At 73.0% G+C, this 13,260-nt stretch carries 10 protein-coding genes; 5 read left to right on the top strand and 5 right to left on the bottom strand.

Annotated features, from left to right (window positions below):
- Positions 1-158: 158 nt before the first annotated feature.
- Complete coding sequence (gene coaA / locus ACFZCD_RS28510; RefSeq protein WP_391835732.1) at positions 159-1,145, top strand: type I pantothenate kinase; 987 nt, start codon at positions 159-161, stop codon at positions 1,143-1,145.
- Between the two features lie 27 nt (positions 1,146-1,172).
- On the top strand, positions 1,173-2,129 hold the full coding sequence (locus ACFZCD_RS28505; RefSeq protein ID WP_391835730.1) for a DUF389 domain-containing protein: 957 nt from the start codon (positions 1,173-1,175) through the stop codon (positions 2,127-2,129).
- Positions 2,130-2,186: 57 nt separating this feature from the next.
- Here ACFZCD_RS28505 and glmM read toward each other — a convergent pair whose 3' ends face one another.
- The 4 genes from glmM to ACFZCD_RS28485 all read right to left on the bottom strand — a co-directional run bounded on the left by glmM (position 2,187) and on the right by ACFZCD_RS28485 (position 6,617).
- On the bottom strand, positions 2,187-3,545 hold the full coding sequence (gene glmM / locus ACFZCD_RS28500; protein WP_391835728.1) for a phosphoglucosamine mutase: 1,359 nt from the start codon (positions 3,543-3,545) through the stop codon (positions 2,187-2,189).
- A 193-nt stretch (positions 3,546-3,738) separates the two neighbouring features.
- Complete coding sequence (gene rpsI, locus ACFZCD_RS28495) at positions 3,739-4,242, bottom strand: 30S ribosomal protein S9 (protein ID WP_106681042.1); 504 nt, start codon at positions 4,240-4,242, stop codon at positions 3,739-3,741.
- A gap of 39 nt (positions 4,243-4,281) precedes the next feature.
- Positions 4,282-4,728, bottom strand: a complete 447-nt coding sequence (gene rplM / locus ACFZCD_RS28490) for a 50S ribosomal protein L13 (protein ID WP_391835726.1) — start codon at positions 4,726-4,728, stop codon at positions 4,282-4,284.
- A gap of 260 nt (positions 4,729-4,988) precedes the next feature.
- Entirely contained in the window at positions 4,989-6,617 is a 1,629-nt protein-coding gene (locus ACFZCD_RS28485) for an ABC-F family ATP-binding cassette domain-containing protein (protein WP_391835724.1), read from the bottom strand.
- A gap of 65 nt (positions 6,618-6,682) precedes the next feature.
- On the opposite strand from ACFZCD_RS28485, the gene ACFZCD_RS28480 reads away from it, so the two are divergent.
- Positions 6,683-7,762, top strand: coding sequence for a hypothetical protein (locus tag ACFZCD_RS28480; RefSeq protein ID WP_391835722.1), 1,080 nt, complete (start codon positions 6,683-6,685; stop codon positions 7,760-7,762).
- A 6-nt stretch (positions 7,763-7,768) separates the two neighbouring features.
- Here the strand turns inward: ACFZCD_RS28480 and ACFZCD_RS28475 are convergent, their stop codons facing one another.
- Positions 7,769-8,599: a hypothetical protein gene (locus tag ACFZCD_RS28475; RefSeq protein WP_391835721.1), complete on the bottom strand. Its 831-nt coding sequence runs from the start codon at positions 8,597-8,599 to the stop codon at positions 7,769-7,771.
- 178 nt (positions 8,600-8,777) lie between these two features.
- Here ACFZCD_RS28475 and ACFZCD_RS28470 point away from each other — a divergent pair, with 178 nt between their 5' ends.
- The gene (locus ACFZCD_RS28470; protein WP_391835719.1) at positions 8,778-10,955 is read left to right on the top strand and encodes a glycosyltransferase; all 2,178 of its coding nucleotides are present in this window, start codon (positions 8,778-8,780) and stop codon (positions 10,953-10,955) included.
- 146 nt (positions 10,956-11,101) lie between these two features.
- Entirely contained in the window at positions 11,102-13,219 is a 2,118-nt protein-coding gene (locus tag ACFZCD_RS28465) for a glycosyltransferase family 4 protein (protein WP_391835717.1), read from the top strand.
- Positions 13,220-13,260 lie beyond the last annotated feature (41 nt).

Genomic DNA, 13,260 nt, shown 5'->3' with positions numbered 1-13,260 from the left:
GACCGGTCAGTAGGTACAGCGGTCGGTGAAAGTTCACCCATCGTCGTCCGGGTCATCGCAGCCGGTTACCGCGCGTAGGAGCCTCCCAAACCCCATGAGAACACCCGCTCCCGCCACCCGGAAGTGAGCGGCGCGCGCGGGCCGCGCACAATGGGCCCGTGCCGACCACCACAGAGCAGCAGCGCCGCCGCGCCGACTCGTCCCCCTATGTGGACCTGACCCGCGCCGAGTGGAGCGCCCTGCGCGAGGACACCCCGCTGCCGCTGACCGCCGAGGAGGTCGAGCGGCTGCGCGGCCTGGGGGACGTCGTCGACCTGGACGAGGTCCGCGAGGTCTACCTGCCGCTGTCCCGGCTGCTGCACCTCTACGTGGAGGCCACCAGTCAGCTGCGGGCCACGCTCAACACCTTCCTGGGCGACGTGGGCGACGGCCACGGCTCCCAGCCCGGCACGCCCTTCGTCATAGGCGTCGCGGGCAGCGTGGCGGTCGGCAAGTCGACCACCGCCCGCCTGCTGCAGGCGCTGCTCGCCCGCTGGCCCGAGCACCCGCGCGTCGAGCTGGTCACCACGGACGGCTTCCTGCTGCCCAACGCCGAGCTGCACGCCCGCGGCCTGATGTCGCGGAAAGGTTTCCCCGAGTCGTACGACCGGCGCGCCCTGACCCGCTTCGTCGCCGACGTGAAGGCCGGCAAGGACGAGGTCTCGGCCCCCGTCTACTCCCACCTGATCTACGACATCGTGCCCGGCGAGCGGCTGACCGTGCACCGCCCCGACATCCTCATCATCGAAGGCCTCAACGTCCTCCAGCCGGCCCTGCCCGGCAAGGACGGCCGCACGCGCGTCGGGCTCGCCGACTTCTTCGACTTCAGCGTGTACGTGGACGCGCGCGCCGAGGACATCGAGCGCTGGTACTACGAGCGCTTCAAGAAGCTCCGCGCCACGGCCTTCACCGACCCCGACTCCTACTTCCGCCGCTACACCCAGGTCTCCGAGGAGGAGGCCCTGGACTACGCGCGCCGCAACTGGCGCACCATCAACAAGCCCAATCTGCTGGAGAATGTGGCTCCCACGCGCGGCCGGTCGAACCTGATCCTGCGCAAGGGCCCGGACCACAAGGTGCAGCGGCTGTCGCTGCGCAAGCTCTGACCACAGCTTCTGACCACCAGGACGCCCATGCTCCACCTGAGGATGATCAGCCCGCCCGCCCGTACCGACGACGTCGTGGCCCTCGTCGAGCGCACCGTGGGCGCCACCCACCTGGCCGTCATCCCCGGGGCGGCCCGCAACCCGCACGGCGACATCGTGCTGTGCGACGTGGCCCGCGAGGCGGCCGACGAACTGCTGGGCGCGCTCCGCGCGAGCGGGCTGCCGGAGGTCGGGGCGGTCTCGGTCGAGGACGTCGGCCTGGTGCTCTCCCGGCGCGCGGAACACGCCGAGCTCGCGGCGCCGGGCGACGGCGCGGACGCGATCGTGTGGGAGTCGCTGGTCGAGGAGACGCACGAGGAGTCGACGCTCAACGTCACCTTCCTCGCGTTCCTCACCGTGGCGACGATGCTGGCCGCCTGCGGCGTGATCATGGACAGTGCGATCCTGATCGTGGGCGCGATGGCGGTGGGCCCGGAGTTCGGCCCGCTGGCCGGGCTGTGCACGGGCATCGTGCGGCGGGCGCCGCGGCTGGTCTGGCGGTCGATGGCCGCGCTGCTCGTGGGCTTCCCCGTGGCGATGGCGCTGACCGGCGGCTTCAGCCTCCTCATGGACGCGCTCGGGCTCTTCCACGAGGCGAAGTTCCTCGCGCCGCGGCCCCAGACGTCCTTCATCTGGCAGCCGGACGCGTTCTCCTTCGTGGTGGCGTTCCTCGCCGGCATCGCGGGGATCCTGTCCCTCACGTCGGCGAAGTCGGGCGCGCTGATCGGTGTGGCGATCTCGGTGACGACGGTGCCGGCGGCGGCGAACGCGGCGGTCGCCCTGTCCTACGGGGACTGGTCGGAGACCCGCGGCTCGGCGGTGCAGCTGGCGCTGAACCTGCTGGGGATCGTGGTGGCGGGGACGCTCACGCTGCTCGCTCAGAGGTGGTTCTGGTCCCGCCGGCGGGGACGCCCCGCCGAGGCGAGCGACATCCCGAAACGCTGAGGGAAGCGGGCCCCCGCCGGGCCCCGGCCGTCGCGGCCGGGGCCCGGCGGACAGGAGCTATCCCAGCGCCGACTTCACCACGTCGGCGAGGCGCTGCGCGACCGCCCGCGCCTGCTCGATGTCGGCGGCCTCCACCATCACGCGGACGAGCGGCTCCGTGCCGGACGAGCGGAGCAGCACGCGGCCCGTGGAGCCCAGCTGGCGCTCCGCGTCGACGACGGCCGCGGCGAGCTCCTCCGAGGAGTTCACGCGGGTCTTGTCGACGTCGCGGACGTTGATGAGGATCTGCGGCAGGCGCTCCATGACGCCGGCGAGGTCGGCCAGGGAACGGCCGGTCGCGGCGACGCGGGCGGCCAGCATCAGACCGGTCAGCGTGCCGTCGCCCGTCGTGGCGTGGTCGAGGACGATGACGTGCCCGGACTGCTCGCCGCCGAGGGCAAAGCCGTGCGCCTTCATCTCCTCCAGGACGTAGCGGTCGCCGACGGCGGTCTGGACGAGCTCGACGCCCTCGCGCTCCATGGCCAGCTTGAAGCCCAGGTTGGACATGACGGTCGCGACGACGGTGTTCTTGCGCAGCGAGCCCGCCTCGCGCATCGCGAGGGCGAGGACGGCGAGGATCTGGTCGCCGTCGACCTCGTTGCCCTTGTGGTCCACGGCCAGGCAGCGGTCGGCGTCGCCGTCGTGCGCCACGCCGAGGTCGGCGCCGTGCTCGACGACGGCGGCCCGCAGCTTGTCCAGGTGGGTGGAGCCGCACTCGTGGTTGATGTTGAGGCCGTCGGGCTCGGTGCCGATGGTGATGACCTCGGCGCCGGCGCGGGCGAAGGCCTCCGGGGAGACGCGGGCCGCGGCGCCGTGGGCGCCGTCGATGACGACCTTCAGGCCGTCCATGCGGTTGGGGAGGACACCGATGAGGTGGGCGACGTAGTTGTCGAAGCCCTGGTCGTACTCGCGGACGCGGCCGACGCCGGCACCGGTGGGCCGGTCCCAGGGCTCGCCGGAGGCGTGCGCCCGGTAGGTCTGCTCGATGCGGTCCTCAAGCTCGTCGGCGAGCTTGTGGCCGCCGCGGGCGAAGAACTTGATGCCGTTGTCGGGCATGGCGTTGTGGCTCGCGGAGAGCATCACGCCGAGGTCGGCGCCGAGCGCGCCGGTGAGGTAGGCGACGGCGGGCGTGGGCAGCACGCCCACCCGCAGCACGTCGACGCCGGCGCTGGCCAGGCCGGCCACGACGGCGGCCTCCAGGAACTCCCCGGACGCGCGCGGGTCACGGCCCACGACGGCCACCGGGCGGTGGCCCTCGAACGTCCCCGCCTCGGCGAGCACGTGCGCCGCAGCGACCGACAGGCCGAGCGCGAGCTCCGCCGTCAGATCGGCGTTGGCGACGCCGCGCACACCGTCCGTACCGAAGAGTCGTCCCACTGGTGTCCTCCGAAAAACGCGCGGATACGGGGCTGTCTGTGAACGGGCCCCGCAAACAAAAGTGTCGGGTCCGGAACCGGAACGTTGACTTCAGGTATACGCCGATACGTCCCGGGTGACCGATAGCCGAAACGCCCCGGCGGGCACGGAGCGTGCCGCCGGGGCGTTCGAGCAGAAGCAGCGAACCGCGTGATTAGCGCTTGCTGTACTGCGGGGCCTTGCGGGCCTTCTTCAGACCGGCCTTCTTGCGCTCGACCGCACGGTCGTCGCGGCTCAGGAAGCCGGCCTTCTTCAGCGGGCCGCGGTTGTTGTCCACGTCCGCCTCGTTCAGCGCGCGGGCCACGCCGAGGCGCAGGGCGCCGGCCTGGCCGGAAACGCCGCCACCCGAGATGCGGGCGATGACGTCGTAGCGGTCGTCGAGCTCGAGCACCTTGAAGGGCTCGTTGACTTCCTGCTGGTGCACCTTGTTGGGGAAGTAGTCCTCAAGGGTGCGACCGTTGATCTTCCACTTGCCGGAGCCCGGAACGATCCGGACACGGGCAATGGCGTTCTTGCGACGGCCCAGGCCGGCGGCCGGCTGCGGGTCGCCGAAACGGGACGCGAGGGACTCGGAGGTGTACTCCGACTCAACGACCTCGGTCTCGGTGGTGTACTCCTCGACGCCCTCGACCGGCATCTCGGCAGTGGTCTCAGCCACGATTCTCCTCAGACTTTCTGGTTCGGCGGTGGCCGGGACTTAGCCCTGCTTGACCTGGGTGATCTCGAACGGCTGCGGCTGCTGGGCGGCGTGCGGGTGCTCGGAGCCCGAGTAGACCTTCAGCTTCGAGAGCATCTGACGGCCGAGGGAGTTCTTGGGCAGCATGCCCTTGATCGCCTTCTCGACGGCCTTCTCGGGGTTCTTGTCGAGCAGCTCGTCGTAACGGACGGAGCGCAGACCACCCGGGAAGCCAGAGTGGCGGTACGCCATCTTCTGGGTCTTCTTGTTGCCGGACAGGTGAACCTTGTCGGCGTTGATGATGACGACGAAGTCACCCATGTCCATGTGCGGGGCGTACACGGGCTTGTGCTTGCCGCGCAGCAGGGAGGCGGCCTGAGAGGCCAGACGGCCCAGGACGACGTCCTGCGCGTCGATGATGTGCCACTGGCGCTGGACATCGCCGGGCTTGGGGCTGAACGTACGCACGGTCGTAGCCTTCGCTTCTTCAGTGAGTGTGGGTCCTGACACGTCTCTCCGGGCGGTCAACCAGCACGAGCGGCGATCCGGGGACGCAACCCGAACGCACGCCGGCGGCCATCGGCCCGGTGAGCAAGCGTAAGGGCCCCTCGCGTGAGAACGACCAAGCCAATACGCATAACGAACTCGTAGAGTACCCGCCGTCGCCCGGCGGGGTCAAAACAGATGGTCGCACCACACGCCGGAGCGGCCCGGCGGCCGGCCCCGGATCAGCGCTCCCGCGCCACGCGGCCCTCGTCCCAGACGGGCTCGGACACCTCGCGAACGCGCCCGTCGGCCCCGAAGACCAGGAAGCGGTCGAACGAACGCGCGAACCAGCGGTCGTGCGTGACGCAGAGCACCGTCCCCTCGTACGCCTCCAGCCCCTCCTGCAGCGCCTCCGCGCTCTCCAGGTCCAGGTTGTCCGTGGGCTCGTCCAGCAGCAGGGCCGTCGTGCCCGCCAGCTCCAGGAGAAGAATCTGGAAGCGGGCCTGCTGGCCGCCCGACAGCTTCTCGAAGGGCTGGTCGCCCTGCTTCTCCAGCTCGTAGCGGCGCAGCGCGGACATCGCGCCGCCGCGGTCCTTGGCGTGCTCCGTCCACAGGATGTCGACGAGCGTGCGCCCCAGCAGCTCGGGGTGGGCGTGCGTCTGCGCGAAGTGCCCCGGGACGACGCGGGCGCCCAGCTTCCAGGAGCCCGTGTGCGCCACGGGATGCTCGGTGTCCCCGGCCAGGAGCCGCAGGAAGTGGGACTTGCCCGAGCCGTTCGACCCCAGGACGGCGACCCGCTCCCCGTAGAAGACCTCCAGGTCGAAGGGCTTCATCAGACCCGTGAGCTCCAGCTTCTCGCAGGTCACGGCCCTGACGCCGGTGCGCCCGCCGCGCAGCCGCATACGGATGTCCTGCTCGCGCGGCGGCTCCGGCGGCGGACCCGCCTCCTCGAACTTCCGCAGCCGGGTCTGGGCGGCGGCGTAGCGGGAGGCCATCTCGTGGCTGACGGCCGCGGCCTGCCTCAGCGTGATCACCAGCTTCTTCAGCTGGGCGTGCTTCTCGTCCCAGCGGCGGCGCAGCTCCTCGAAGCGGGCGAAGCGCTCGCGGCGCGCCTCGTGGTAGGTGGCGAAGCCGCCGCCGTGCACCCAGACGTCGCTGCCCGCCGGGCCCGGCTCCACGCTGATGATCTTGTCGGCGGCGCGGGCCAGCAGCTCGCGGTCGTGGGAGACGAAGAGGACGGTCTTCTTCGTCTCGCGCAGCCGCTCCTCCAGCCAGCGCTTGCCGGGGACGTCCAGGTAGTTGTCCGGCTCGTCCAGGAGCAGGACCTCGTCGGTGCCGCGCAGCAGGGACTCCAGGACCAGGCGCTTCTGCTCGCCGCCGGAGAGCGTGCGGACCTGGCGCCACTGGGCCTGCTCGTAGGGGACGCCGAGGGCGGCCATGGTGCACATGTCCCAGGTCGTCTCGGCCTCGTAGCCGTGCGCCTCGGCCCAGTCGCTGAGGGCCTGGGCGTACGCCATCTGCGCGGCCTCGTCGTCCACCGTCATGATCGCGTGCTCGGCCTCGTCGACGGCCTTCGCCGCCGCGCGCAGGCGGGGCTGGGCGACGGAGACCAGCAGGTCACGGACCGTACGGTCGTCCCGTACGGAGCCGACGAACTGCGGCATCACGCCGAGGCCGCCGCTGACCGAGACCGTGCCGCCGTGCGGCTGCACCTCGCCGGCGATCAGGCGCAGCAGCGTGGTCTTGCCCGCGCCGTTGGCACCGACGAGGGCCACCGCGGCCCCCTCCCCGACGCGGAAGGAGACATCGCCGAGGAGCACCCTCCCGTCCGGGAGGTAGTACTCCAGATGGCCCGCTTCGACATGTCCCATGGGCGGGATTCTCCCTGGTCCACAGGGAGGCGACCAACGAGTTTCCGCGGTTTACGATGCACGCCATGAGCTTTGGGCAGGGAGGGCCGCACGGGGCCCCGGGGGATCCGCAGCAGCCGCACCAGCAGCCGGGTCCGCCGCCGGGGGTCGCGCCGGTGCCGCCGCCCGTGCCGCCGGCGGGGCAGTTCGGGCCGCCGCCGGACCTGTCGGCGGGACCGCAGCCGGGGCCGCAACCGGGGCCGCCTCCGCAGGCGCAGCCGGTGCCCCAGCCCGTGCCTCAGCCCGTGCCCCAGCCGGCGTCCCCGTGGGGCCCCGGAGCGGGCCAGGGGCCGGGCCGGCCCGCGCAGACCCCCGACTGGGACGCCCTCGCCGACAGCTCCGCCGCCCGCGGCCGCCGCCGCAAGTGGCTGCTGATCGGCGGCGGCGCGCTGGCCACGGTCGCCGTCGCCGGCACCGTGGCGGCCCTCGTCGTCGGCTCGCACAAGAGCGGCGGCGCCTCCGGCCTGCCCTCGCCGCAGAAGCTCCCGAGCTCCCCGGGCTCGCCCGAGCCGTCGTTCTCGCAGGTCGCGCCCCCGCCCCCGCCGAACCCGCGGGACTTCATAGCCAGCGCCGACAAGGACAAGGCCCCGCTGAGCACGAAGACGCTCTTCCCGCACAGCAAGCCCTCCCTCGACAAGCGCAAGTACGAGCGCACCGCCACGGGCACCACCGAGGACTGCGCGTCCGCGACCCAGGGCGGCCTCGGCTCCGTCCTCACCGACAACGGGTGCCGCAAGGTGCTGCGGGCGACGTACGTGCGGGACGGGGTGGCGGTGACGGTCGGCGTCGCCGTCTTCGATACGAAGGCCGCGGCGGACAAGGCCAAGGACCAGTCCACGGGGAACATCGAGTCCCTCGCGGGCGACGGCCCGTCCTTCTGCCGGGCCACCGCCTGCCGTCTGACCGCCAATGCGGAGGGGCGCTACGCGTACTTCACCGTCGCGGGCTACACGAACGGCAAGGCCGTCCCCGACGACGACAAGCAGGCCCTCCAGGCGGGCCGCGACGTGGCGGGCTACACCTTCCGCCGCATCATGGCCCGCGCCAACGAACAAGCGGCAGCGTCAGTAGCCACGCCGTCCCCGGCCCCCAAGAAACAGGCGTAACCCCCGTCACCCCGAGTCGCCGCCGTCCCCCGCCTCCCCCTCGTCCCCGGCTGCCACCGGGGACGACGGCGGGGGCGCCGTGGGGGCCTTTCGTTCGGCTCGTTCGAGCTTTTTCACCTGGGCTTCCACCAGCTCGGGCGGGATGGCCACGTCCTCCGGGTCGGACAGGCTCGTCGCGAAGAACATGGCGAGCGTCGTGCCGGAGCGGACGACCGTGATCAGGCTCGGGGCGCGTTCCGCCGCGTTCTCCAGGCGGTACGCGACGGCCTCGTCACCCAGCCGCGGCGCCGCCAGCGTCCGTACGGCGCGGAACTCCTGCTGCTCGCCCTCGCCCGTGCGCATCCGGAAGCCGCCCGCGCAGTCGTCCGCCGCGGACCGCAGCCCGCGCAGCGTCGCCGCCGCGCCGTCGCCGCGGTACGCGGAGACGCGGATCATGCCCAGGAGCCCCTGGAAGCCGAGGTCCTCGCCGGACTTGGCGAAGGTGTTGACGACGGTCGCCGCCGGCTCGGGCCGCGGCCGGGAGCCGAGGGCGTCGACCAGGGGCCGGCAGGCGGCGTCGTCCGTACGGGGCCGGCCGCCGCCCGCCGCACCGCTTCCCGCGTGTTCGATCTGGAAGCCGGGGACCTCGCGGGCCCCGAGCTCCACGTGCCGCAGCTGCGCGGGGCTGAGTATCCGCACGGCGGTGCCCGCGCCCTTCGCCTCGCCCCGGCCGCCGCCGCGCCCCGCTCCGCCGCCGGGACCACCGCTCGCACCGGATCCGCCGTCACCGCCACTGCCGCCGCATCCGGCCGTCAGCCCGAGGGCCACGACCGCGGAGACCGCCACCATCGCCTTCACGGGCCCAGCCTCCCAGCGCCCGCGGGGTCCGTCCCCGCGCCACGCCCGGCCACCCGGTTACCCTCTGGACTGTCGTTCGACGCCCCGCCTTGACAGAGGCTTCGCGGCTACCCCTACAGTTCGCTCGCCCGAACAAACGGACGCACCAGGCCCCGGAGGGAGGACCGCCCGCACGCCCATGAAGATCGCGTTCCTCATCCACAACGCCTACGGCATCGGCGGCACCATCCGCGCGACCGGCAACCTCGCGAGCGCCCTCGCCGCCCGCCACGACGTCGAGCTCGTCTCCGTCTACCGCAGCGCGGACACCCCCAAGCTGCCCGTCAGCCGCCGCGTCCGCGTCACCTCGCTGATCGACGTCCGCAAGGACGCCCCCGGCTCCGAGACGGACAACGAGCTGCAGCAGCAGCCCAGCGCGCTCCTCCCGGCCCGCGAGCGCGACGTGAAGGCCTTCACCCGCCTCGCCGACCTGCGCGTCGCCCAGTACCTGGAGGCCACGGACGCCGACGTCGTCGTCGCCACCCGCCCCGGCCTCCTCGTCCACCTCACCCGCCTGGCCACCGAGCGCACCTACGTGCGCATCGGCCAGGAACACCTCATCTACGACGGCCACCACCCGGAGGTCCGCGCCGCCCAGGACGCCGCGATCCCGCTCCTGGACGCCCTCACCACCGTCTCCGAGGCCGACGCCGCCACCCACCGCGAGATGCTGCCGGAGGCCCGTACGCACATCGCGGCGCTGCCCAACGGCGTCTCCGCCGCCGGCGTCGAGCCCTCCGACGGCACCGCCAAGCTCGTCGTCGCCGCCGGCCGCCTCATCCCCGTCAAGCGCTACGGGCTGCTGGTCGACGCCTTCGCCAAGGTCGTCGCCGAACGCCCCGACTGGCAGCTGCGCATCTACGGCCGCGGCCCCGAGCGGACCGCCCTGCGCGCCCGCATCGACGCGCTCGGCCTCAACGAGAACATCGCCCTCATGGGCCCGCACTCGCCCATCGAGACCGAGTGGGCCAAGGGCTCCGTCGCCGCCGTGACCTCCGACTTCGAGTCCTTCGGGATGACCATCGTCGAGGCCATGCACTGCGGCGTGCCGGTCGTCGCCACCGACTGCCCGCAGGGCCCGCGCGAGATCATCGAGGACGGCGTGGACGGCCTGCTCGTCCGCCCCGGCGACGCGGACGCCGTCGCCGAGGGCCTCCTCAAGCTCATCGGCGACGAGGAGCTGCGCCGCTCCATGGGCAGCGCCGCCCGCGCCTCCGCCCGGCGCTACGCCCCCGCGCAGATCGCCGAGCGCTTCGAGCAGATCGTGCGCGCGGTAAGGCCGGAGCTCCTGCCCCAGGCCCCCGCGGCACCCGCCGCACGCCCCACGGCCGCCCCCGCCGCCCTGCGCCGTACCGCGGCCCGCCTCGTACGGCCGCTGCGCCGCAAGGCCGCCGAGGCCGCCGAAGCCCTCCGGCCGGCCCGCACCCCGGCCGCAGCCGCACCGGAAGAGCCCGCACCCCTCAAGCCGCTGCGCCCCCGCGCCTCCGCCCGCGCCACCGCCGACGGCGGACTGTCCGTCCGGCTGCCCCGCGCGGGCGTCACGGGCGAACGGCTGACGCTCACGGCCCGCCTGCGCGGCACCGACGGCACCGGCGACGGCGAGCACCTCGCCGTCCCCCTCACCCGCCCCGCGACCGGCAAGGGCCCGCTCACCGCCGTCCTCGACCGGGCCGGCACCCCGCTCGCCGAGGGCCGCTGGGACTTCTTCGTGGAGCGCGCCGACGACGGCAAGCGCGCCCGCGTCGCCGCCGACCTCGTCGAACAAGCCCGCCTGCTGACCCTGCCGCTCGGCCGCGACAGCGGCGGCCACGTCACCGCCTGGGTGCCCTACGCCACCGCCGCCGGCTCCCTGACCCTGCGCACCTGGCGCCGCCGCGCCCACGCCGAGCTGGACCGCATCGCGGTCGGCGAGGACTCCCTCACCGTGACCGCCACCGTCCACGGCGACGCACCGCCCCTCACCCCCGCGGCGCGCCTCGTCCTCGTCTCACCCGCGGACAGCTCCTACGACGTGGACGTGCCGCTGACCGCCCACGGCGACCGGCAGCTGCACGCCACCGTCCCCTACGAGCTGCTGTTCGCCCGTCGCGGCACCGCCCGCGACACCTGGCGGCTCGCCCTGCGCCCGGCACCCTCGGAACCGCACATTCCGCTCGGGCGTCTCACAGGCGACGGCGTCGACCGCAAACGCACCGACGTCCATCCGGCGCGCACGCTGGAACACCCCGTGCGCGGCACCGTCGCCGTGCGCCCCGTCTTCGACCCGGAGAACGATCTCACCCTTGACGTAAGCGACGTGACTCAAGCCACAATGTAGCCTGCACAGGCAACCGAAATCCCTCCCAACGGTCTTAACCGACGGATCGGACCGGGCCGGCGAGGCGTCCGGCCGACAGGGGAGACCCACACCCAGGCCAGGGGGAAGGACGGACGCGCCGCCCGTAACGCCGCGCACACACCGCCATGAAGATCTCTTTCCTTTTGCAGAACGCCTACGGCATCGGCGGCACGATCCGCTCCACCTTCAACGTCGCCGGCGCGCTCGCCGCGCGGCACGACGTGGAGATCGTGTCGATCCACCGGACCGGCGGCACGCCCAAGCTCCCCCTGCACCGCAAGGTGAAGCTGGTCCACCTCATCGACACCCGCGCCGACACCGGCGCCGACCGGGACAACCCCCTGCTGGAGCAGGACAGCGCCCACATCCCGCCCGTCGAGGCCAAGGGCGCCCACTTCAGCGCCCTGACCGACAAGCGCGTCGCCGAGCACCTCGCCCGCACCGACGCCGACGTCGTCATCGCCACCCGCCCCGGCCTGGTCATGTACCTGGCCGAGTTCGGGCAGGACCGCTACCTGCGCATCGGCCAGGAGCACCGGATCTACGGCACCCACGAGCCGAACATCCGCGCCGCCCAGGACCGCGCCATCCCGCACCTGGACGCCCACACCGCCGTCTCCGACGCCGACGCCGCGACCCACCGCGAGCACTTCCCCGGCATCAGGACGAAGCTGATCGCGCTGCCCAACGGCGTCCCCGCCTCCGAGGTCGAGCCCTCCGACGGCACCGCCAAGCTCGTCGTCGCCGCCGGCCGCCTCATCCCCGTCAAGCGCTACGACCTCCTCGTCAAGGCCTGGGCCACCGTCGCCGCCGCCCGCCCCGACTGGAAGCTGCGCATCTACGGCCGCGGCCCCCAGCAGCCGAAGCTGCGCGAGCAGATCGACCAGCTCGGCCTCACCGAGCACATCACCCTCATGGGCGCCCACTCCCCCATCGAGACCGAGTGGGCCAAGGGCTCCATCGCCGCCGTGACCTCCCGCGAGGAGTCCTTCGGCATGACGATCGTGGAGGCCATGAACTGCGGCGTCCCCGTCGTCGCCACGGACTGCCCGCACGGCCCCGGCGAGATCATCAAGGACGGCCACGACGGCCTCCTCGTCACCAACCTCGACAGCGACGCCATCGCCAAGGGCCTCCTCAAGCTCATCGAGGACGACGAGCTGCGGAAGACCATGGGCAAGAACGCCCTCGTCTCCGCCGAGCGCTACCACCCCGACGCCATCGCCCGCCGCTACGAGGAGCTCATCGAGAGCCTCGGCGGCGCGCGCGACGGTTCCGCCCCGGCGGCGGCCCCCGCGGCCACCGGCACCGCCGAGCGCAAGCCCGCGCCCGTCCCGCTCTCCAAGGTGCTGCGCCGCACCGCCGGCAAGCTGCTGCGCCCGCTGCGCCGCGGCGTCGCCAAGCCGGCCACCCCGCCGGTCAAGGCGGCGCTCAAGGAGATCGTCCGCAAGCCGCTGCGCTGCACCGCCTCCTGCCGCATCGACGCCGACGGCAACATCCTCGTCTCGGTCGACCGCAAGGGCCTCTCCGGCGAGAAGCTCTCCCTCACGGTCACCCGCCGCAAGGAGGGCAAGCCCGTCAGCGTGCCCCTCAAGGCCCCGGCCGGCCCCCAGGCCCCCTACACCGCCGTCCTCGACCGCACGCAGCTGCGCCTGGGCGAGGGCCGCTGGGACCTGCACGTCGTCCGCGGCGACGACGGCGCCCGCCGCCGCGTCGTCTCCCACCTCGCCGAAGGCCGCGGCCTCGTCGAGCTGGAGCCGCTGCCCGGCGCCCCCTTCACCTGGTGGGTGCCCTACCCGACCGTCGACGGCTTCCTCGCCCTGCGCGCCTGGAACCGCCCCGTCCACGCCGAGGCCCGCACCGTCCGCCAGGACGAGACGGCCCTCACCGTCGAAGGCACCCTCCACGGCGCCGCCTTCACCGACGGCACCACGCCGGTCCTCGTCGCCACCCCGCGCGTGGACACCGCGGACCGGGTCACCGCCGACGTCACCGTCATCGACAGCACGACCTACCGCGTGACCGTCCCCTACGCCGACCTGCGGCACGCCCGCGGCACCGGCGAGGAGAACACCATCTGGGACCTGACCCTGCGCCTGACCCCGGACGGCGAGCCGGTCAAGGTGGCCCGCCTCATCGGCGACATCGTGGACCGCAACAAGACGGACCTGTACCCGAAGATCGACGGCATCAAGCCGTACTTCACGGTCAACAGCGACCTGGCGGTCAGCTGCCCCGGGTAACTCCCGCACATGGTGAAGGGGCCCGGCTTCAGCCGGGCCCC

Source organism: Streptomyces sp. NPDC008001, assembly GCF_042958085.1.
Lineage (GTDB): Bacteria > Actinomycetota > Actinomycetes > Streptomycetales > Streptomycetaceae > Streptomyces.
The sequence above is the reverse complement of the archived record's forward strand: the minus strand, read 5'-3'. Positions and strand labels throughout refer to the sequence as shown.